Genomic DNA, 20371 nt, shown 5'->3' on the forward strand with positions numbered 1-20371 from the left:
GTCACTGATTACACGATGTCCGGGACCGGTCCCGCAACGAGGAGGACACATGACGGCAGCGAGCGCGACCAGTGCGACGGAGGCGTTCCGGACGGCCCGGGACTTCCTGCTCCGGCATCGCGACGACTACGAGACGGCCTACGAGGGCTTCGCCTGGCCCCGGCCCGACCGTTTCAACTGGGCGCTCGAATGGTTCGACGTCATCGCCGAGGGCAACGACCGGACCGCCCTGCACATCGTCGAGGAGGACGGCTCCGAGACGAAGGTGTCCTTCGCCGGGATGTCCGCCCGCTCGAACCGGGTCGCGAACTGGCTGCGCGCCCAGGGCGTGCGCGCCGGCGACCGGATCATCGTGATGCTCGGCAACCAGGCCGAGCTGTGGGAGACCGTGCTCGCCGCGATGAAGCTGCGCGCCGTCGTCATCCCCGCGACCCCGCTCCTCGGCCCCGCCGACCTGCGCGACCGCGTCGACCGGGGCCGCGCCCGGCATGTGATCGTGCGCGCCGAGGACACGGCCAAGTTCGACGAGGTGCCCGGCGACTACACCCGGATCGCGGTCGGCGGCGACGGGGTGAGCTGGCTCGGTTACGAGGACGCGGCCCGCGAGTCCGCCGACTTCGAGCCCGACGGCGCCACCCTCGCCGGCGACCCGCTCATGCTGTACTTCACCTCCGGCACCACCGCCCGCCCCAAGCTCGTCGAGCACACCCACACCTCGTACCCGGTCGGGCACCTCTCGACGATGTACTGGATCGGCCTCAAGCCCGGCGACGTGCACCTCAACATCTCCTCGCCGGGCTGGGCCAAGCACGCCTGGTCCAACCTGTTCGCCCCGTGGAACGCGGAGGCGACCGTCTTCATCCACAACTACACGCGCTTCGACCCGGCGCGGCTGATGAGCGAGATGGACCGCAACGGCGTCACCAGCTTCTGCGCCCCGCCGACCGTCTGGCGGATGCTCATCCAGGCCGACCTCGGCCAGCTGAAGACCCCGCCCCGCGAGGTCGTCGCCGCCGGCGAACCTCTCAACCCCGAGGTCATCGAGTCCGTCCGGCGCGCCTGGGGGGTCACCATCCGGGACGGCTTCGGCCAGACCGAGACGGCCGTACAGGTCTCCAACAGCCCCGGTCAGCGGCTCAAGGAGGGCTCCATGGGCCGCCCGAGCCCCGGATTCCGCGTCACCCTCGTCGACCCGGTGACCGGTCGGCCCGGCGTCGAGGAGGGCGAGATCTGCCTCGACCTGTCCGCCCACCCGGTGGGCCTGATGACCGGCTACCACGGAGACCCGGAGCGTACGGCCGAGGCGATGGCGGACGGCTACTACCGCACCGGTGACATCGGCTCCCGCGACGCGGACGGCTACGTCTTCTACGTCGGCCGCTCGGACGACGTCTTCAAGGCCTCCGACTACAAGATCAGCCCCTTCGAGCTGGAGAGCGCACTCCTGGAGCACGAGGCCGTCGCGGAGGCGGCCGTCGTCCCCGCCCCCGACCCGGTGCGGCTCGCCGTGCCGAAGGCGTACGTCGTCCTCGCCGCCGGCTGGCAGCCGGACGAGGAGACCGCGAAGGCGCTCTTCGCCCACTCGCGCGCGGTCCTCGCCCCGTACAAGCGCGTCCGCCGCATCGAGTTCGCCGAGCTCCCCAAGACCGTCTCCGGCAAGATCCGCCGGGTGGAACTGCGCCGCCTCACCGCAGAGGGCGGCGGCAGGGAGTACGTGGAAGGGGACCTCGGATGACCGGCACGACGGACGGCACCTCGGAACTCTCGTACGCACACGGGGTGTCCACCACCGCGCTCCTCGGCGACACCATCGGCGCCAACCTCGACCGGGCCGTCGCCGCCTGGCCGGACCGGGAGGCACTCGTCGACGTGCCCACCGGACGGCGCTGGACGTACGCCGAATTCGGCGCGGACGTCGACCGGTTGGCCGGGGCGCTGCTCGGCAGCGGGGTGCGGAAGGGCGACCGGGTCGGCATCTGGGCGGTGAACTGCGCCGAATGGGTCCTCGTCCAGTACGCCACCGCCCGCATCGGCGCCGTGATGGTCAACATCAACCCGGCTTACCGCGCACACGAGTTGGCGTACGTCCTCGACCAGGCCGGGATCACCCTGCTGTTCGCCTCGCTCGCCCACAAGACCAGCGACTACCGGGCCATGGTCGAGCAGGTGCGCCCGCAGTGCCCGCGGTTGCGCGAGGCCGTCTACTTCGGGGACGCGAGCTGGGACGAACTCCTCGGCCGCACGGCCGGCGAGCTGCGCCCGGAGCCGCTCTCCTGCGACGAACCCGTCAACATCCAGTACACCTCGGGGACCACGGGCTTCCCCAAGGGCGCCACGCTCTCCCACCACAACATCCTCAACAACGGCTACTTCGTCGGCGAGATGATCGCCTACACCGAGCAGGACCGGATCTGCATCCCGGTGCCCTTCTACCACTGCTTCGGCATGGTGATGGGGAACCTGGCGGCCACCTCGCACGGCGCGTGCATGGTCATCCCGGCCCCCTCCTTCGACCCCGCCGCCACCCTCCGGGCGGTGCAGGAGGAGCGCTGCACCTCCCTCTACGGGGTACCGACGATGTTCATCGCCGAGCTCAACCTGCCGGACTTCGCGGCGTACGACCTCTCCACCCTCCGCACCGGGATCATGGCGGGCTCGCCGTGCCCGGTGGAGGTGATGAAGCGGGTCGTCGCCGAGATGAACATGGCCGAGGTGTCGATCTGCTACGGCATGACCGAGACCTCGCCCGTCTCCACCCAGACCCGCCGCGACGACGACCTGGAGCGCCGCACCGGCACCGTCGGCCGGGTCATGCCCCACGTCGAGGTGAAGGTCGTCGACCCGGCCACCGGCCTCACCGTCGAGCGGGGCACGGCCGGGGAGCTGTGCACCCGCGGCTACAGCGTGATGCTCGGCTACTGGGACGAGCCGGGGAAGACCGCCGAGGCCGTCGACGCCGGGCGCTGGATGCACACCGGCGACCTGGCCGTGATGCGCGCCGACGGCTACGTCCAGATCGTCGGCCGCATCAAGGACATGATCATCCGCGGCGGCGAGAACGTGTACCCGCGCGAGATCGAGGAGTTCCTCTACGGGCACCCCAAGATCGCCGACGTCCAGGTCGTCGGCGTCCCCGACGAGCGGTACGGCGAGGAGATCCTGGCCTGCGTCATCCCGCGCGACCCCGCCGACCCCCCGACCCTGGAGGACGTCACGGGCTTCTGCCGCGACCGGCTCGCCCACTACAAGATCCCGCGCCGGGTGGAGATCCTCACCGAGTTCCCCATGACGGTCAGCGGCAAGGTCAGGAAGGTGGAACTGCGGCAGCGCTACGGCCCCGCCTGAGACCGGCCGGTCCGCGTCAGCAGACCTCCCTGCGCATGCAGATCCGGGGCCAGGCGGACAGGCCGTGGGCCGCCTCCGCGCGGCTGATGGCGAGCAGGCCCTCGGTGAGGGCCGGGTCGGACTCGGCGAGCGGCCGGAAGCCGAGCCGTGCGTAGTACGGGGCGTTCCACGGGACCTCGGTGAACGTGGTCAGGGTCAGCGCTGCCAGGCCCTGCTCCCTGGCGGCCGCCGCCAGGTGCTCGATCAGCGCCCGGCCGACGCCACGGCGGGCGGCGTCCGGGTGCACCGACACCTGCTCGATGTGGGCGGAGCCGTCGACCGTGTCGGCGAGCAGATACGCGACCGGGCGGTCGGCGGCGTCCACCGCCACCCAGGCCCGGCCCGCGCGGCGGTAAGCCTCCAGGACGTCCAGGGGCAACGGGTCGTCATCGGCGATCGCCGCCATGCCGAGGGAACGGAACGGCTCGCCCGCCGCCCGTTCGATGTCCTGGAGCAGCGGGAGTTCGGCCGGAGCGGCCGCTCTGATGCGCATAGCACAGTATGGCGCGGCGTCACCGGGAAGGGCCGCCCGCGCTCGGACCCGGCTCCGGAGGCGGCCTGTTTCCGTACCCGCCGCCGATCGGCCCGTCGTCGTCGGGCCGGTCGAGGAGACCGCCCTCCCGGGAGAAGCGCGGCAGGAACAGCGCGAGCGCCGGATCGCCGTAGAGGGCGACGTACAGCTGGACGAGCCGCCCGTCGGTGACCTCGCTCCGGTGGGCCGGCAGCGGATACCGCTCCCGCAGGCCGTCGAGCAGCCGCCCCGCCGCCCGCGTGGTGGGCGGCAGCCGCAGCAGCACGACCGCCGCCAGGACCGGCGGCACACCGGCGGCGACCGCCGCGGCGATGTGGGTGCCGGAGGCTTCCGGTGTGAACAGCCCCGCCGCCGCGCCCGCCACCACCGTCAGCGGCACACAGCCCAGGAGCACCCGGGCCGCCCACAACCGCGCGAGCGGCCGCAGCAGGCCGGACCCGCGGAGTTCGGCCCGCAGCGCGTCCACGGCCCGCCGCGCCTCGGGCCGCGAGGCGAGGGCCCGCAGCCCGAACGCCCGGTGGAGCGCCCCGTGCACGCCGAGCTGGACGGGGTCGCTGGTGCGCCCCGGACCGCCGTTGGCCCGAATCGTATGTTTGCGGCCCGCCGCGACCGCCCCGCGCTGGTGCAGGGCCACGAGCGCGACGGTCACCGCCGCCCGCCGTCCGCCCCGCAGCAGCGCGAGCACCTGCGGCGGCGGCACCTCGTCCCCGCACGGCGCACCGCTTTCCCGGCTGCGGGTTCGCAACAGCGCGGCGGCGAGAAGGAGTTCCCCCCACGCGGCACCGATGAACCACCACATCCCCGTCGTCATGACACCCACCCCCAGAGGGTGTTGTGCCCGGCGGAACATGATCGTCACGCGTGAATGGCCGGTTTCGGATGCCGAGGTGTCGTGGACGGGACGGGAAGGGACGTGCGGGGGCGCGAGCGCGGCGCCGACGACGGGGTCCCGCCCCGCATGCTCCGCCGACCGCGCTGGGGTCCCGCCCCGCATGCTCCGCGGAGCCTGAGGGATGGGGTCCCGTCCCTCAGGCTCCGCCGGCCGCCAGTTCGTCCGCCGCGTGGTTCACCGGCTGCGGGGTGCCGGTCAGGTCGAGCACGAACAGCGGGAGACCGATCTCGGCGGCGCGCGAACGGGCCTCCGGGGTGTAGCCGGCGAGCGAGAAGAAGACGCTCACCGCGGAGGCGCTCAGCCCGTTCAGCCAGAGGCACTCGACCGCCCGCAGCCCGGTCTGCCGGGTGCTCGGGTCGACCTGGGCGACCAGCCCGGGCGCCCGCAGGTCCACCCCGGAGACCGGCCGCTCCTCGGGCTGGACGACATCCCTGAACCCGAGCCACCGCAGATACCCCGCCGCCGCGGCCACCGCGTCCCGCGCCGTCCTGATGGTCACCGGCCGGAAGGCCCCGCGTACGGGAGCCGGCCGCGGAGCCGTCGGCGGCAGCGGAATGTGCGCCGGATACCGCTCCGCGAACGAACGGTGCGCACCCACCCGCGGCGGCACCCCCGCCGCGCTCTGCGCGGCCGCCCCGGGTCCGGCGGCCGCATGCCCCCGGTCGTGCCCGCCGGAGCGCGGACCGTCGGAACGCGGACCGTCGGCACGGGAATCGTCAGCATGGGGATCGTCGGCACCGGAATCGTCGGCACGTGAACCGTCGGTACGTGATCCGTCGGTACGAGAACCATCGGGACGCGGACCGTCGGCGCCGGGCCCTTCGCCCCGGGGTCCTTCGCCCCGCTGCCCGTCCGTGCGTGCGCCGTCGGCCCGCGCCGCGGGCCCCCTGCCGAACCAGTCGGAGCCGGGCCCGGCGGCACGTGACCGGGCGGTCCCGCCACCGCCCGCGTCGGCGCCTCCCCGCCCGTGTGCCGTTTCCGGCCAGGGCACGGAGGGTCCGTCGGCGGGTCCGGGGGCGGAGGGGGGCCGGCCGCCGGGGGCGCCGGGCGCCGCGTCGCCGTACCGCGGGGAGGCGCCCGGGGCGGTGAGGGAAGGCCCGGTGTGGTCAGGTCCCGGCGCGGGGCCGGGGTGGGACGGGGAGGTCGCGGGGGCGGGGGCGCCGGTGCCGGAGGGCGTCGGCGGGGCGGGGTCGGTCACCGGGCGTACGGGGACGCGGAGGACCGTGCCGCAGGAACAGCCGAGCTCGGGGTGGGGCCAGTCGTCCTCGCGGCCGCAGGCACCGCAGCGGACGGTGACCCATTCGTCGGTCCAGTTCCGGTGCGTGATGGGCTCCGCGGTCGCGCCGGCCGTCACCGGCGGCGCCACGGGGCTGCCGCACGCGCAGGGGAAGACCGGCGCCGCGTACGCCTGCGTGCGCTGGCACTCCGGGCAGCGCACCGGTACGGAATCGCCCACAACCCAACCCCCTGTCGTTCCGCCCCATCGTCCACCCATCCGCCACCTCGGGGGAGGGTGTTCGGCCACTTCGGTGATCCCGCGGGGCGGACTTCTCTTGACGGCCCTCCGTGACCCCACCTACATTGCTTCCGTATAGCAGAACAGTATTTCCGCATTACGGAAACCGGCCCGCGAAGCGCCCCGAGTCGCAGCGCGTGCCCGCATCCGACCGGCCGAAGCAGGAGCACTCCCATGCCTCGTATGACCGCCGCCGCAGCGGCCGTTGAGATCCTCAAGCGCGAAGGCGTCACCCAGGCGTTCGGCGTCCCCGGCGCGGCGATCAACCCCTTCTACCGCGAGCTCAAGAACGTGGGCGGCGTCGGCCACACGCTCGCCCGCCACGTCGAGGGCGCGTCCCACATGGCCGAGGGCTACACCCGGGCCAAGGCCGGCAACATCGGCGTCTGCATCGGGACGTCCGGCCCCGCCGGCACCGACATGATCACCGGCCTGTACTCGGCCATCGCGGACTCGATCCCGATCCTCTGCATCACCGGCCAGGCTCCGGTCTCGAAGCTCCACAAGGAGGACTTCCAGGCCGTCGACATCGCCACCATCGCCAAGCCGGTGACCAAGGCCGCCACGACCGTCCTGGAGGCCGCGCAGGTCCCCGGCGTCTTCCAGCAGGCCTTCCACCTGATGCGCTCCGGCCGTCCCGGCCCGGTCCTCATCGACCTCCCGATCGACGTCCAGCTGACCGAGATCGAGTTCGACCCGGAGACCTACGAGCCGCTGCCGGTCTACAAGCCGCGGGCCACCCGCGCGCAGGCCGCGAAGGCGCTGAGTTTCCTGCTGGAGTCCGAGCGCCCGCTGATCGTCGCCGGCGGCGGCATCATCAACGCCGACGCCACCGACCTGCTCGTCGAGTTCGCCGAGCTGACCGGCATCCCGGTGATCTCCACGCTGATGGGCTGGGGCACCATCCCGGACGACCACGAGCTCGCCGCCGGCATGGTCGGCGTCCAGACCGCGCACCGCTACGGCAACGCGACCTTCCTGGAGTCGGACTTCGTCCTCGGCATCGGCAACCGCTGGGCCAACCGCCACACGGGCTACAACCTGGACGCGTACACCAAGGGCCGCAAGTTCGTCCACGTCGACGTCGAGCCCACCCAGCTCGGCAAGATCTTCGCCCCGGACTACGGCATCGCCTCCGACGCCAAGGCCGCGCTCGAACTCTTCATCGAGATCGCCAAGGAGCTGAAGGCCGAGGGCAAGCTGCCCGACTTCTCGGCCTGGGCCGCCTCCGCGCAGGAGCGCAAGGCCACCCTCCAGCGCCGCACGCACTTCGACAACATCCCCCTGAAGCCGCAGCGCGTCTACGAGGAGATGAACAAGGCCTTCGGCCCGGAGACCCGGTACGTCACCACCATCGGCCTCTCCCAGATCGCGGCCGCGCAGTTCCTGCACGTCTACAAGCCGCGCCACTGGATCAACTGCGGCCAGGCCGGCCCGCTCGGCTGGACCATCCCGGCCGCGATCGGTGCCGCCACCGCCGACCCGGAGACCCCGGTCGTCGCGCTCTCCGGCGACTACGACTTCCAGTTCATGATCGAGGAGCTGGCGGTCGCCGCCCAGCACAAGGTCCCCTACGTCCACGTCCTCGTGAACAACGCCTACCTCGGCCTGATCCGCCAGGCGCAGGGCGGCCTCGGCATCAACTTCGAGGTCAACCTCGAGTTCGAGAACATCAACACCCCGGAGATCGGCGTCTACGGCGTCGACCACGTCAAGGTCGCCGAGGGCCTGGGCGTCAAGGCCATCCGCGTCACCGACCCGGACAAGCTGGGCGAGGCCCTGGAGGAGGCCAAGAAGCTGGCCGTCGAGCACCAGGTCCCGGTCGTCGTCGAGGCCATCCTGGAGCGCATCACCAACATCGCGATGAGCAAGACGGTCGACATGAGCGACGTCACCGAGTTCGAGGAGCTCGCGACCGAGCCCGGCCACGCGCCGACCGCGATCAAGGCCCTCCAGGTCTGATCCCCGGAGCCGTGACACGGCCCCCGCCCCGATGAGCACCGGGGCGGGGGCCGCCCGCGTGCACGGCCGGCCCGCGTTCACCGACCGCCCGCGTTCGCCACGGTTTCGCGTTCACCGCCGGCCCGCCGGGTCCGCCGCCCGGACGAGCACCGCGCCCGCCTCCGTCCACGCGTACAGCACCGACCGTCCGGCCCGCCCCCGCCGTACGAGCCCGGCGTCCCGCAGCACCTTCAGGTGCCGGCCCACCGATCCGAGGCCCTGCCCGGTCAGCGCCACCAACTGGCTGGTGGACAGGGGGGTTTCGAGTCGTACGAGCACCCCGGCCCGCGCCGTCCCGAGCAGTGCGCCGAGCGCCTCCGGTACGACCGGGCCCGCGCTGTCCGCCAGTACGCCCGCGCACGCGTACACGACCGCGAACCGTTCTGTGCCCTCCCACGACACCCAGCCGGTGTCCGGGGTCACCGGCACGAAGAACAGCCGGCCGCCGTCGACCGAACGCGGGGGATAGGCGCGGGTGTTGACCTGCAGACGGCCGTCACCGAGCCACCGCAGCCTCCCCGGGTGGAGTTCGTCGAGGGCAGCCGCCCAGCCGCCCCGGCCCAGCCGGGCGGTCCGCGCCACCACGTCGGCCTCCAGGATCCTGCGGCGGCGCGGCCAGTCGGGCAGCACCGTCTCCCGCCACACCCAGGTCAGGACCTCCGCCATCCGGCGCGGAAGATCCCCCGCCGACCTCAGCGGCTCCGGAACGGGACCACCGACCGCCACCTCCAACTGGGCCGAGGCGTCACCCGGTTCGGCGTCACGGACCGCCGCGACCTCCTCCTCGAAGGACCGCTCGTGCTCGCCGGTGGGCGTCGGCGTCAGGAAGTCGGCGTTCCAGGTGGGCCCGAGCGCGGCCCGTACGAGCAGCGCGTCGAGGGGCTCGGCGGCCAGGCGGCCGCGGTACGCGGGCAGGTGGGCGGCCAGCCAGGCCCGCTCGCCCGGGTGGGCGCCCACGGCCGCGTGCAGGGTCTTGAGCGCCGCGACCGTCTCGGCGAGCGGCGACACGAGGAACCTGCTCCCGGCCAGCGAGTCCGTACCGATCCGCCACCACCCCACGCCGCCCACCCCACCCTTCGCCCCTCGCCCGCCCTGCGCGCCCCGCCCGCCCGCTCCGCGCGGCCCGGTGCCCCACCCTCCCGCGGGCCTGGGCGCACCCGGCACCCCACGGTGCGCGGCCGACACCCCGCGGTCCCAGGTCCGGTGTTTCGCCTCCGCGCGAAACAATATCGACGCGGCCGTCCCCCACCGAGACTCCCCGCATGGTCCGCTACCGCACCGTCTTCCGTACGCCCGAGTTCACCCCGCTCTTCCTGGCCGGCTCGGCCCAGACCGCCGCCCAGACCGTCGCGGGACTCGGTCTCGCCACCCTCGTCTTCCGCGCGACGGGCTCGCCGTTCCTGTCCGCGCTCGCGCTCTTCGGGCCGTCGCTCGCCCAGCTGCTCGGCGCGACCACGCTGCTCTCCGCCGCGGACCGGCTGCCGCCGCGCGCCGCGCTCTCCGGCATCGCCCTCTTCTTCGCGGTGGCCACCGCCGTCCTGGCGATCCCCGCGCTGCCGGCCTGGGCGGTCTTCGCGGTCCTCCTCGCCGAGGGGCTCGCGGCCTCGCTCGGCGGAGGGGTGCGCTACGGGCTCCTGAACGAGATCCTCCCGCGCGAGCGGTACCTGCTCGGCCGTGCGGTGACGAACATGGCCTCCGGCGCCTGCCAGATCGGCGGCTTCGCCACCGGCGGGCTCCTCGTCGCGCTGCTCTCGCCGCGCGGCGCGGTCCTCGCCGGCGCCGGGCTGTACCTCGCGGCCTCCGCCGTCGCCCGCCTCGGCCTCGGGGAACGCCCGCCCCGGGCCGCCGGCCGGCCCTCGGTCGCCGAGACCCGGCGGAGCAACGCGCGGCTGTGGTCCTCGCCCGCCCGCCGCCGCGCCTACCTCGCCCTCTGGGTGCCGAACGGGTTGGTCGTCGGCTGCGAGTCGCTCTTCGTGCCGTACGCCCCCGAGCGCGCCGGGCTGCTCTTCGCGTGCGGCGCGCTCGGGATGCTGGCCGGGGACACCGCCGTCGGCCGCTTCGTACCGCCGCGGCTGCGCGGCCGGATCCGCTTCCCGCTCCAGGCGCTGCTCGCGGCCCCGTTCCTGCTGTTCGCCCTCGACCCGGGGCTGCCGCTGGCGGTCGCCGCCGTGACCGTGTCGGCGGTCGGGTACGGGGCGAGCCTGCTGCACCAGGAACGGCTGATGGAGCTGGTGCCGGAGGAGCTGAGCGGTCACGCCCTCGGGCTGCACACCTCGGGGATGCTCGCCCTCCAGGGGGTGAGCGCCGCCCTGGCAGGCACGCTCGCCCAGTACACGTCACCGCGTACCGGGATGGTGGCCCTCGCCGCCGCCTCGCTCGCCGTGACACTCTGCCTCGCCCTGGCCGAGCGCGCCGAGCGGAGGGCGGACGGGGCGGGGGCCGGCGAGCGGAGAGGTACGGGCGCGGGCCCGGCCGGATGCCCGCGGACGTAGAAGAGCGCGGAACCAGGGACCGTAAACCTGGTTCCGCGCTCTTCCGCTTGATACCGCCCGACGGCACGAGGCTGGCGCGACAGGACGTTCGCGCCGCCGGGCGGAGTTCTCGGGCCCCCGAAGGGGGGGCGTTGGGACCGCGGCGGTGCCGACGGGCGCGCCGGCCGGTCCCTTCTTTCAGGTCAAGAAGGGGGCCTTGCGCCCTTACCACCGCACTGGCTCGGCACCGCCGCGGTCCTCACGCTTGTCCGGTCCGCCGACCACCCCTCATCCGGGCCGGCGATCCGGACCGCGCACGGCACTGACCTCCCGTCAGGTGCCGTACGCAGTCTGGGTGTTCTTCGAGGATCAGTCCTCGCGCAGGGCGCGGACGGCCTCGGCCACGCGCTTGCCGTAGTCCACGTCGGCGGCGGCGAAGTGCGCGAGGTTCTTCTCGATGACGTCCTCGCGGGACACCTGGGACAGGCCGCCGGCGATGTTGGCGACCAGACGGCCCTTCTCGTCCTCGGACATCAGGCGGTAGAGCTCACCGGCCTGGAAGAAGTCGTCGTCCTTGGCGTGCGCGGGCGCCTCGTGGGTGCCGGTCCAGCCGTGGATCGCGAGCGGCGCGGAGAGCGCGGCGTCGGTCTGGGCCGGGCCCTGGTACGAGTTGGGCTCGTAGTTCTTGTCGTGGCGCGAACCGTTGCGGGTGGCCATGAAGCCGTCCCGGCCGTAGTTCTGGGCCGTGGTCGCCTTGGGGGCGTTCACCGGCAGCAGGGTGTGGTTCACGCCGAGGCGGTAGCGGTGGGCGTCCGCGTAGGCGAAGAGACGGCCCTGGAGCATCTTGTCCGGCGACGGGCCGATGCCCGGGACGAAGTTGTTCGGCGAGAAGGCGGCCTGCTCGACCTCGGCGAAGACGTTCTCCGGGTTGCGGTCGAGGACCAGGCGGCCCACGCGCTGGAGCGGGTAGTCGCCGTGCGGCCACACCTTGGTGAGGTCGAACGGGTTGAAGCGGTACTCCGCGGCCTCGGCGGCCGGCATGACCTGGACGTACAGGGTCCACGAGGGGTTCACACCGCGCTCGATCGCCTGGAGCAGGTCCGTCTGGTGCGAGTTCGCGTCCTTGCCGACGAGCTCGGCGGCCTGGTCGGCGGAGAGGCTGCGGATGCCCTGGTTCGTCTTGAAGTGGTACTTGACGAAGAAGGCCTCGCCCGCCTCGTTGGTCCACTGGTAGGTGTGCGAGCCGTAGCCGTTCATGTGGCGGTACGAGGCGGGGATGCCGCGGTCGCCCATGAGCCAGGTGATCTGGTGGGTCGCCTCGGGGGCGTGGGCCCAGAAGTCCCAGACGTTGTCCGCCTCCTGCTTGCCCGTGAAGGGGTCGCGCTTCTGGGAGTGGATGAAGTCGGGGAACTTGATCGGGTCCTTGATGAAGAACACCGGGGTGTTGTTGCCGACGAGGTCGTAGTTGCCCTCTTCGGTGTAGAACTTCAGCGCGAAGCCGCGGGGGTCGCGGACGGCGTCGGCGCCGCCGAGCGAGTCGGCCACGGTGGAGAACCGGATGAACGTCTCGGTCTTCTTGCCGACCTCGGAGAGGAACGCGGCCTTCGTGAAGCCGGTGACGTCGTCGGTCACCTCGAAGAAGCCGTACGCGCCGGAGCCGCGGGCGTGCACCACGCGCTCCGGGATCCGCTCACGGTTGAAGCGTGCGAGCTTCTCCAGGAGGTGCTGGTCCTGGAGGAGGATCGGGCCACCGACGCCGGCGGTGGCGGAGTTCTGGTTGTCGGCGACGGGGGCGCCGGACTCGGTCGTAAGCACGCGCTTCGACATCGTGACCTTCCGTACGGGAGCTCTGCTGACGGTCCGAGGAGCGTAAATTCGGCTCGAACGTAACGTCAACAGTTTGTTGAAAAGGAAGTGTGGTGTTCCGGCCGACGGCGACGCCTTGGGCGCGACAGGACAGGTGTCAGCGCCGCCGCCGACCGGAATTCAGGGGCCCCGGGGAGGGGGCGGGTGGGTCAGACCTGCTGGCCGGAGAGGCGCTCGACGGCGCGCAGCAGGGCCGAGTGGTCCAGGCCGCCGTCACCCTGCGCACGCAGGGAGGCGACGAGCTGGGCGACGACGGCGCCGACCGGGAGGGCCGCACCGACGTTGCGGGCGGCGTCGGTGACGATGCCCATGTCCTTGTGGTGCAGGTCGATCCGGAAGCCGGGCTTGAAGTCCCGGTTCAGGAAGTTGTCCTTCTTGCGGGTCAGCACGGTCGAGCCGGCCAGACCGCCGTTGAGGACGTCCAGGGCGGCCTGGAGGTTCACGCCGGACTTCTCGAGGAAGACGACGGCCTCGGCGCAGGCCTGGATGTTGACCGCGACGATCAGCTGGTTGGCGGCCTTCACCGTCTGGCCGGAGCCGTGCGGGCCGCAGAGCACGATGGTCTTGCCGAGGGCCTCCAGGATCGGGAGGGCCTCGTCGAAGTCGGCCTGCTCGCCACCGACCATGATCGAGAGCACGGCCTCGATCGCGCCGGCCTCGCCGCCGGACACCGGGGCGTCGATGACGCGGATGCCCTTCTCGGCGGCGTTCTTCGCGAGGTCGACCGAGGTCTGCGGGGTGATCGACGACATGTCGACGATCAGCGCGCCCTGCCTCGCGTTCTCCAGGATGCCCTCGGGGCCGTAGGAGATGGCCTCGACGTGCGGGGACGCGGGCACCATCGTGATGATGACGTCGGCGTCCTTGACGGCCTCGGCGATCGACGCGGCGGCGGTGCCGCCGGCCTTGGCCAGGCGGTCGAGCTTGTCCTGCTCCAGGGTGAAGCCGGTGACCGAGTAACCGGCCTTCAGCAGGTTCTCGGACATGGGGGAGCCCATGATGCCGAGACCGACCCAGGCGATCTTGGGGAGATTGCTCATGGTGAGGGTGCCTCTCGAAACAGGTGGTACGGGAGAAGTCGCTGGTCAGCGGGCCGGGCGGGCCTCGGCCGGGAGCCACTCGAAGGACGCGGCGGCGTCGGCGGCCTTGTACTCCAGGCCGACCCAGCCGTCGTAGCCGGCCTTCTTCAGCTCGTCGAGGAGCTGTTCGAGCGGCAGGTCGCCGGTGCCCGGCGCGCCGCGGCCCGGGTTGTCCGCGATCTGGACGTGGCCGGTCTTGGCGGCGTACTCCGCGATGACCTGGGCGACGTCCTCGCCGTTCATCGACAGGTGGTACACGTCGAGGAGGAACTTGGCGTTGCCGAGGCCGGTGGCCGCGTTGACCTTGTCGATCACCTCGATGGCGGAGGGGGCGCTCACCAGCGGGTAGAGCGGCGACTCCGGCTTGTTGAGGGTCTCGACGAGGAGGACCGCGCCGATCCGGTCGGCCGCGCGGGCGGCCAGGACCAGGTTCTCCAGGGCGAGGGTGTCCTGGATCTGCGGGTCGACGCCCTCGACGCGGTTGCCGTAGAGCGCGTTGAGCGCCTTGCAGCCGACCGAGGCGGCGAAGTCGGCGGCCACCTCGATGTTGGCGCGGAAGCGGTCCGACTCTTCCCCGGGCACGGAGAGGGCTCCGCGGTCCGGGCCGGGGAGCTGCCCGGCGTAGAAGTTCAGGCCCACCAGCTGGGTGCCGGCGTCCTCAAGAGCCTTCTTGAGGGCGTCGAGCTCACTCTGCTCGGGGGTGGCGGTGTCGATCCAGGGCCACCACAGCTCGACCGCGGTGAAGCCCGCCGCGGCGGCGGCCGCGGGGCGCTCCAGGAGCGGGAGTTCCGTGAAGAGGATCGACAGGTTCACATCGAAGCGCTGGTCCGTGAATCCCATGAGGGGCGGCGCTCCTTCCGTATCGCGGAAGTAAGTTTCTGTCTGACGGAATGTTGCAAGGGGGTTGCCCCACTTGTCAAGAGGTCCCCGCAGGTCCGGGGCTCCCGTCGGCCGGATCGGGGCCGTAGTTTGGGGCCATGGTGCGTTTGAGAGTGGAGTTCACGACCGAGCCGTTCGACCTCGACGAGGCGCCGGCGCACGCGGTCGTGGCCCGTGAGGTCATCCAGTCGGCCGAACTGGACGCGGTCGACGTCGGCCCCTTCGGCAACACGGCGGAAGGCGGTGCCGACGCCGTGCTCACCGCGGTCGACGCGCTGCTGCGCAAGTCGCTCGCGGCCGGCGCCACCCGCGTCTCGCTCCAGGTCAACGTGATCGGTGAGGGGGAGAAGTGACCGAGCACCCCTTGGTGGCGGCCGTGAAGCCCCTGGTGGACGCCATGGGCGCCGAACTGCTGGTGCCCGCGCAGGCGGAGCCGGACGACGTCGTCCTGTCCTGGGAGGGCGAGGACGTCCTCGCCGTACGGCTCCCGCAGCTGTCCGACTCCCTCGACCACATCCTGGCGGCGATGGAGCGGCGGCACGGGATGCCGCTGGCCGAACTCGACCGCAAGGCCAAGCAGGAGGTCGTCCGCCTCCTGGAGGCGCGCGGCGCCTTCTCCGTACGCCATGGAGTGGAGACGGTGGCCGGGGCACTCGGTGTCAGCCGGTTCACCGTGTACAACTACCTGAACAGGGAGACCGCCCTGAACAGGGAAAAGGCCGCCAAGGGCGAGTAGTTGATCATGTGTGGCCACGAGCCGTCGTCCGGATGTCGGGACGACGGCTTTTGTATGGCCGAGTTTTCAACAAAGTGTTGACGTTGTGTTGCGGAGGGCGTTAGCTATCCGCAGCCCGTCCGACGCACAGCGAAAAACAGCCACGGAGGCTTCCCGTGACTTCAGGAACGACACCGGGCCTCACCCGGTTCAACACCTCGGCGGACAGCGACGCCGTCGCCGCGCTCCACGAGGTGTGCTCCAGTTCGGCGTGGGGGAGCAAGCTGCTCGCCCAGCGCCCGTACACCACCGCCGAAGCCCTCTTCCTCGCCAGCGACGCCGCCATGGCCGAGCTGACCGCCGAGGACCTGGCCGACGCGATGGCGGGCCACCCGCCGATCGGTCGTCCGAAGGCAGGGGACCCGACCTCCTCCCGCGAGCAGAGCGGGATGGCCGGCGCCTCCGCGGCACTCAAGGCCGAGATGCTCGAACTCAACCTGGCCTACCAGGACAAGTTCGGTCACGTCTTCCTCATCTGCGCCACCGGCAGGACCGGCGAGCAGATGCGCGACGCGGTCCGCGAGCGGATCGGGAACTCGCCCGAGGAGGAGCGGGAGATCGTCCGCACCGAACTGGGCAAGATCAACCGCATCCGGCTGACCCGTCTCGTGGAGGCCTCCGAGGACCCCGAGACCCCCGAGGACCCCGAGACCTCCGAGACCTCCGAGGAAGAGAGCTCCGCATGAGCACCGACACCACCGCCTCGGTGTCCACACACATCCTGGACACCAGCGTCGGCCGCCCGGCCGAGGGCGTGGCCATCACGCTCGCGGCCCGCAGCGGCTCCGACGCGGAATGGGTCGCGCTCGGCGGCTCCGCCACCGACGCGGACGGGCGCTGCAAGGACCTGCCGGCGCTGCCGGAAGAAACCACCCACGTACGTCTCGACTTCGAGACCGAGACGTACTTCGCCAAGAAGCAAGCCGAGGCGCAGCAGGACGCCCCCCGCGTAAGGGACAGCGGTGCGTTCTTCCCGGAGGTGGCGATCACGTTCGCCGTCAAGCCGGGCGAGCACTATCACGTACCGCTGCTGCTCAACCCGTTCGGCTACTCCGTTTACCGAGGGAGCTAGCAGACATGCCCACGATTCTCGGCCAGAACCAGTACGGCAAAGCAGAGAACCGCGTCGTCAAGATCACGCGGGACGGCGCCACCCACCACATCAAGGACCTGAACGTCTCCGTCGCCCTCTCCGGCGACCTCGACGACGTCCACCTCACCGGCTCCAACGCCCACTGCCTCCCCACCGACACGACGAAGAACACCGTCTTCGCGTTCGCCAAGGAGTACGGCATCGAGTCCGCCGAGCAGTTCGGCATCCACCTCGCCCGCCACTTCGTGACGAGCCAGGAGCCGATCAAGAAGGCGCGCATCCGGATCGAGGAGTACTCCTGGGAGCGCATCGCCTCCTCGGACGCCAACTCCAAGTTCATCGGCTCCGACGAGGTCAACCACTCCTTCGCCCGCAAGGGCCAGGAGACCCGCGTCACCCAGATCACCTACGACGGCGAGAAGTGGGAGGTCATCTCCGGCCTCAAGGACCTCGTCGTCATGAACTCCACCAACTCGGAGTTCTGGGGCTACATCAAGGACCGGTACACGACGCTCCAGGAGGCGTACGACCGCATCCTGGCCACGCAGGTGTCCGCCCGCTGGCGGTTCAACTGGACCGACGACGAGCAGCGCATGCCCAACTGGGAGCGGTCCTACGAGCAGACCAGGAAGCACATGCTCGAGGCCTTCTCGGAGACGTACTCGTACTCCCTCCAGCAGACGCTGTACCAGATGGCCACGCGCATCATCAACCACCGCTCGGAGATCGACGAAGTCCGCTTCTCGCTCCCGAACAAGCACCACTTCCTGGTCGACCTCGAGCCCTTCGGTCTGAAGAACGACAACGAGGTCTACTACGCCGCCGACCGCATGTACGGCCTCATCGAGGCCACCGTCCTCCGCGACGGAGCCACGGCGCTGATCCCGGTCGACATGACCAACCTCTAAGCGGCATCCGCGTGACCGGCCCCGCCCGCCCGCAGTCGGGCGGGGCCGGTGCACCGGACCGGAGGGAACAACCATGGCACAGCCTGCAAAGGGGCCGGCAACCGCCGAAGGCCCGTGTTCCACCACGCAGTCCACCACCCCGGCCGCGGTCGAGTGCCACCCGGTGGACGAGAAGCTCCCCGCCTCGCGGCTCCTCCCCGCGGCACTCCAGCACATCGCCGCCATGTACGCGGGCGTCGTCACCCCTCCGCTGATCATCGGCCAGGCGGTCGGCCTGGACGCCGCCGGAATGACCCGGCTCATCGCGGCAAGCCTCCTCATCGCCGGCTGTGCCACCATCCTGCAGACCCTCGGCATCGGACGTTTCGCCGGCAACCGGCTCCCGTTCGTCAACGCCGCCTCCTCCGCCGGAATCGCGCCGATGCTCGCCATCGCCGAGACCAGCGCCCCCGGACACCAACTCCCCGCCATCTACGGCGCGGTGATGGTCGCCGGAGTCTTCTGCATCGCCGTCGGACCCTTCTTCGGCAAGCTCCTGCGCTTCTTCCCGCCGCTCGTCACCGGCGTCGTCATCACCCTCATCGGGGTCACCCTGATGCCCGTGCCCGTCGGCTGGGCCCAGGGCGGCGACAAGACCGCCGCCGACTTCGGCGCCATGAAGCACCTGGCCCTCGCCGGCTTCACCCTCGTCGTCATCCTGCTCTTCCAGCGCTTCGGCAAGGGCTTCGTCAAGCAGATCGCCCTGCTCCTCGGCCTGCTCATCGGCACCCTCGCCGCGATCCCCTTCGGCATGGCGGACTTCGGCGCCCTGCGCGAGGCACCCGTCGCGGCCCTGCCCGCGCCCTTCGCCTTCGGCGCACCCGAGTTCCAGCCCGCCGCGATCCTGTCGCTCTGCATCGTGATGCTGGTCCTCATGACCGAGTCCAGCGCCGGCATGCTCGCCCTCGGCGAGATCTGCGAGCGCCGCAGCGACGGGCGGACCATCACCCGCGGCCTGCGCACCGACGGCATCGCCACCCTGCTCGGCCCCGTCTTCGGCGGCTTCCCGACCTCGGCCTTCGCCCAGAACGTCGGCGTCGTCTCGCTGACCCGGGTCCGCTCCCGGTACGTCGTCGCCGTCGCCGGCGGCGCCCTGATCGTCCTCGGAGCCTTCCCGGTCCTCGGCGCGGTCGTCTCGACGGTCCCGATGCCCGTCCTCGGCGGCGCCGGCATCGTCCTCTTCGGCTCGATCGCGGTCAGCGGCATCCGCACCCTGTCGGAAGCCGGACTCGACGACAGCTCCAACATCATCCTGGTGGCCGTCGCGCTCGGAGCGGGCATCATCCCGCTCGCCGCTCCCACCTTCTACGCCGGCTTCCCGGCCTGGGCGCAGACCGTGCTCGGCTCCGGCATCAGCGCGGGCGCGCTCGTCGCCGTCCTGCTCAACCTGTTCTTCCACCATCTCGGCACCCGGAGCCGTCACACCGCTCCGGCACTCAAATCCTCCTAGGGTCCTGCCGTGCCCACACCACCACAGAGGAATGAAGGAACCACCGCCATGGCAGCACCTTCGGCAGCCCAGCGCATCGTCATCGAGCACGCGGCGATCGCGACCGTCGACGCGAACGACACCGAGTACGCCTCCGGCTACCTCGTCGTGGCCGACAACAAGATCGAGTCCATCGGTGCCGGCAAGGCGCCCGAGGGCCTGGAGAACGTGGTCCGACGGATCGACGCCACCGGCCACCTGGTGACGCCCGGCCTGGTCAACACCCACCATCACTTCTACCAGTGGATCACCCGGGGCCTGGCCACCGACCACAACCTCTTCAACTGGCTGGTCGCGCTCTACCCGACGTGGTCGCGGATCGACGAGTCGATGGTCCGCGTCGCGGCGCAGGGCTCCCTGGCGATGATGGCCCGTGGCGGCGTCACCACGGCCATGGACCACCACTACGTCTACCCGAAGAACTCCGGCGACCTGTCCGGTGCCATCATCGGCGCCGCCTCCGACATGGGCGTCCGCTTCACCCTCGCCCGCGGCTCGATGGACATGAGCGAGAAGGACGGCTTCCTGCCGCCGGACTTCGCGGTCGAGACCACCGAGGGCGCGCTCGCCGCGACCGAGGAGACGGTGAAGAAGTTCCACGACGCCTCCTTCGACGCGATGACCCAGGTCGCCGTCGCCCCCTGCTCCCCGTTCTCCATCTCGACCCAGCTGCTCAAGCAGGGTGCCGAGCTGGCCCGCCGGCTCGGCGTACGGATGCACACCCACGGCTCGGAGACCGTGGAGGAGGAGAAGTTCTGCCACGAGCTCTTCGGCATGGGCCCGACGGACTACTTCGAGTCCACCGGCTTCCTCGGCGAGGACGTGTGGATGGCGCACTGCGTCCACATGAACGACTCCGACATCGCCGCCTTCGCCCGCACCGGCACCGGCGTGGCGCACTGCCCCTCCTCGAACGCGCGCCTCGCCGCCGGCATCGCCCGCGTACCGGACATGCTCAAGGCGGGCGTCCCGGTCGGCCTCGGCGTCGACGGCACCGCCTCCAACGAGTCCGGCGAGCTCCACACCGAGCTGCGCAACGCACTCCTCATCAACCGTCTCGGCGCCCACCGCGAGGCCGCGCTCAACGCCCGCCAGGCCCTGCGCCTCGGCACCTACGGCGGCGCGCAGGTCCTCGGCCGCGCCGACAACATCGGCTCCCTCGAAGCGGGCAAGCTCGCCGACTTCGTCCTCTGGAAGATCGACGGCCTCGGCCACTCCTCGATCGCCGACCCGGTCACCGCCGTCGTCTTCGGCGCCGCGGCCCCGGTCACCGCCTCCTTCGTCAACGGCCGGCAGATCGTCGAGAACAACCGACTGCTGTTCGCCGACGAGGAGCAGATCGCGCGCGACGCGCGCGCGGAGGCACAGCGCCTGGCCCGCATCACGGCCCAGGGCTGATCCTCCCCACGGAGTCCGACCGAGGGGGACGGCCCTCGGTCGGTCGCCG

At 71.6% G+C, this 20371-nt stretch carries 18 protein-coding genes; 11 read left to right on the forward strand and 7 right to left on the reverse strand.

The genetic code is table 11. From position 1 onward, the window contains the following. Positions 1 to 49: 49 nt before the first annotated feature. Positions 50 to 1735, forward strand: a complete 1686-nt coding sequence (locus MRBLMG1_RS00290) for an AMP-binding protein (RefSeq protein ID WP_367819523.1) — start codon at positions 50 to 52, stop codon at positions 1733 to 1735. Beyond that, entirely contained in the window at positions 1732 to 3345 is a 1614-nt protein-coding gene (locus MRBLMG1_RS00295; protein ID WP_367819524.1) for an AMP-binding protein, read from the forward strand. Before MRBLMG1_RS00290 ends, MRBLMG1_RS00295 begins: the two co-directional genes overlap by 4 nt. A gap of 16 nt (positions 3346 to 3361) precedes the next feature. On the opposite strand, the gene MRBLMG1_RS00300 is transcribed toward MRBLMG1_RS00295, so the two are convergent. From MRBLMG1_RS00300 to MRBLMG1_RS00310, 3 genes are all read right to left on the reverse strand, one after another. Continuing rightward, positions 3362 to 3877, reverse strand: a complete 516-nt coding sequence (locus MRBLMG1_RS00300; protein WP_367819525.1) for a GNAT family N-acetyltransferase — start codon at positions 3875 to 3877, stop codon at positions 3362 to 3364. Between the two features lie 19 nt (positions 3878 to 3896). Continuing rightward, complete coding sequence (locus tag MRBLMG1_RS00305; RefSeq protein ID WP_367819526.1) at positions 3897 to 4727, reverse strand: TIGR04222 domain-containing membrane protein; 831 nt, start codon at positions 4725 to 4727, stop codon at positions 3897 to 3899. Positions 4728 to 4944: 217 nt separating this feature from the next. Beyond that, positions 4945 to 5307, reverse strand: coding sequence for a hypothetical protein (locus MRBLMG1_RS00310; RefSeq protein ID WP_414721448.1), 363 nt, complete (start codon positions 5305 to 5307; stop codon positions 4945 to 4947). Positions 5308 to 6507: 1200 nt separating this feature from the next. Here MRBLMG1_RS00310 and gcl point away from each other — a divergent pair. Continuing rightward, a complete protein-coding gene (gcl, locus tag MRBLMG1_RS00320) occupies positions 6508 to 8286 on the forward strand; it encodes a glyoxylate carboligase (RefSeq protein WP_367820271.1) in 1779 nt (592 codons plus the stop codon). A 111-nt stretch (positions 8287 to 8397) separates the two neighbouring features. Here the strand turns inward: gcl and MRBLMG1_RS00325 are convergent, their stop codons facing one another. Continuing rightward, on the reverse strand, positions 8398 to 9384 hold the full coding sequence (locus tag MRBLMG1_RS00325) for an ArsR/SmtB family transcription factor (protein WP_367819527.1): 987 nt from the start codon (positions 9382 to 9384) through the stop codon (positions 8398 to 8400). A gap of 203 nt (positions 9385 to 9587) precedes the next feature. Between MRBLMG1_RS00325 and MRBLMG1_RS00330 the strand changes: the two genes are divergently transcribed. Continuing rightward, positions 9588 to 10817: an MFS transporter gene (locus MRBLMG1_RS00330; RefSeq protein ID WP_367819528.1), complete on the forward strand. Its 1230-nt coding sequence runs from the start codon at positions 9588 to 9590 to the stop codon at positions 10815 to 10817. A 348-nt stretch (positions 10818 to 11165) separates the two neighbouring features. On the opposite strand, the gene MRBLMG1_RS00335 is transcribed toward MRBLMG1_RS00330, so the two are convergent. From MRBLMG1_RS00335 to MRBLMG1_RS00345, 3 genes are all read right to left on the reverse strand, one after another. Further along, positions 11166 to 12623, reverse strand: a complete 1458-nt coding sequence (locus tag MRBLMG1_RS00335) for a catalase (protein ID WP_367819529.1) — start codon at positions 12621 to 12623, stop codon at positions 11166 to 11168. A 188-nt stretch (positions 12624 to 12811) separates the two neighbouring features. Continuing rightward, complete coding sequence (locus MRBLMG1_RS00340; protein ID WP_367819530.1) at positions 12812 to 13702, reverse strand: 2-hydroxy-3-oxopropionate reductase; 891 nt, start codon at positions 13700 to 13702, stop codon at positions 12812 to 12814. 45 nt (positions 13703 to 13747) lie between these two features. Then, positions 13748 to 14581: a TIM barrel protein gene (locus MRBLMG1_RS00345; protein WP_367819531.1), complete on the reverse strand. Its 834-nt coding sequence runs from the start codon at positions 14579 to 14581 to the stop codon at positions 13748 to 13750. A gap of 140 nt (positions 14582 to 14721) precedes the next feature. Here MRBLMG1_RS00345 and MRBLMG1_RS00350 point away from each other — a divergent pair, with 140 nt between their 5' ends. The 7 genes from MRBLMG1_RS00350 to MRBLMG1_RS00380 all read left to right on the forward strand — a co-directional run bounded on the left by MRBLMG1_RS00350 (position 14722) and on the right by MRBLMG1_RS00380 (position 20322). Then, positions 14722 to 14973, forward strand: a complete 252-nt coding sequence (locus tag MRBLMG1_RS00350) for a hypothetical protein (protein ID WP_351860476.1) — start codon at positions 14722 to 14724, stop codon at positions 14971 to 14973. A 44-nt stretch (positions 14974 to 15017) separates the two neighbouring features. Further along, complete coding sequence (locus MRBLMG1_RS00355) at positions 15018 to 15356, forward strand: helix-turn-helix domain-containing protein (RefSeq protein ID WP_367820272.1); 339 nt, start codon at positions 15018 to 15020, stop codon at positions 15354 to 15356. A 155-nt stretch (positions 15357 to 15511) separates the two neighbouring features. Then, positions 15512 to 16081, forward strand: a complete 570-nt coding sequence (gene uraD, locus MRBLMG1_RS00360; RefSeq protein ID WP_367819532.1) for a 2-oxo-4-hydroxy-4-carboxy-5-ureidoimidazoline decarboxylase — start codon at positions 15512 to 15514, stop codon at positions 16079 to 16081. After that, positions 16078 to 16467: a hydroxyisourate hydrolase gene (uraH, locus tag MRBLMG1_RS00365; RefSeq protein WP_367819533.1), complete on the forward strand. Its 390-nt coding sequence runs from the start codon at positions 16078 to 16080 to the stop codon at positions 16465 to 16467. The genes uraD and uraH overlap by 4 nt, the downstream gene beginning before the upstream one ends. A 5-nt stretch (positions 16468 to 16472) precedes the next feature. After that, the gene (gene pucL, locus MRBLMG1_RS00370; protein WP_367819534.1) at positions 16473 to 17396 is read left to right on the forward strand and encodes a factor-independent urate hydroxylase; all 924 of its coding nucleotides are present in this window, start codon (positions 16473 to 16475) and stop codon (positions 17394 to 17396) included. A gap of 73 nt (positions 17397 to 17469) precedes the next feature. Beyond that, a complete protein-coding gene (locus MRBLMG1_RS00375; protein ID WP_367819535.1) occupies positions 17470 to 18885 on the forward strand; it encodes a nucleobase:cation symporter-2 family protein in 1416 nt (471 codons plus the stop codon). A gap of 48 nt (positions 18886 to 18933) precedes the next feature. After that, positions 18934 to 20322: an 8-oxoguanine deaminase gene (locus tag MRBLMG1_RS00380; RefSeq protein WP_367819536.1), complete on the forward strand. Its 1389-nt coding sequence runs from the start codon at positions 18934 to 18936 to the stop codon at positions 20320 to 20322. The last annotated feature ends 49 nt before the right edge of the window (positions 20323 to 20371 follow it).

Source organism: Streptomyces sp. LMG1-1-1.1, from assembly GCF_040815545.1.
Taxonomy (GTDB): Bacteria; Actinomycetota; Actinomycetes; order Streptomycetales; family Streptomycetaceae; genus Streptomyces.

Coding starts and splice junctions, on each gene's coding strand:
- MRBLMG1_RS00340 (WP_367819530.1), bottom strand. CDS start 13,702: ATGAGCAATCTCCCCAAGATCGCCTGGGTCGGTCTCGGCATCATGGGC.
- MRBLMG1_RS00335 (WP_367819529.1), bottom strand. CDS start 12,623: ATGTCGAAGCGCGTGCTTACGACCGAGTCCGGCGCCCCCGTCGCCGAC.
- MRBLMG1_RS00380 (WP_367819536.1), top strand. CDS start 18,934: ATGGCAGCACCTTCGGCAGCCCAGCGCATCGTCATCGAGCACGCGGCG.
- gcl (WP_367820271.1), top strand. CDS start 6,508: ATGACCGCCGCCGCAGCGGCCGTTGAGATCCTCAAGCGCGAAGGCGTC.
- MRBLMG1_RS00300 (WP_367819525.1), bottom strand. CDS start 3,877: ATGCGCATCAGAGCGGCCGCTCCGGCCGAACTCCCGCTGCTCCAGGAC.
- MRBLMG1_RS00295 (WP_367819524.1), top strand. CDS start 1,732: ATGACCGGCACGACGGACGGCACCTCGGAACTCTCGTACGCACACGGG.
- MRBLMG1_RS00375 (WP_367819535.1), top strand. CDS start 17,470: ATGGCACAGCCTGCAAAGGGGCCGGCAACCGCCGAAGGCCCGTGTTCC.
- uraH (WP_367819533.1), top strand. CDS start 16,078: ATGAGCACCGACACCACCGCCTCGGTGTCCACACACATCCTGGACACC.
- MRBLMG1_RS00345 (WP_367819531.1), bottom strand. CDS start 14,581: ATGGGATTCACGGACCAGCGCTTCGATGTGAACCTGTCGATCCTCTTC.
- pucL (WP_367819534.1), top strand. CDS start 16,473: ATGCCCACGATTCTCGGCCAGAACCAGTACGGCAAAGCAGAGAACCGC.
- MRBLMG1_RS00355 (WP_367820272.1), top strand. CDS start 15,018: ATGGGCGCCGAACTGCTGGTGCCCGCGCAGGCGGAGCCGGACGACGTC.
- MRBLMG1_RS00305 (WP_367819526.1), bottom strand. CDS start 4,727: ATGACGACGGGGATGTGGTGGTTCATCGGTGCCGCGTGGGGGGAACTC.
- MRBLMG1_RS00290 (WP_367819523.1), top strand. CDS start 50: ATGACGGCAGCGAGCGCGACCAGTGCGACGGAGGCGTTCCGGACGGCC.
- MRBLMG1_RS00330 (WP_367819528.1), top strand. CDS start 9,588: ATGGTCCGCTACCGCACCGTCTTCCGTACGCCCGAGTTCACCCCGCTC.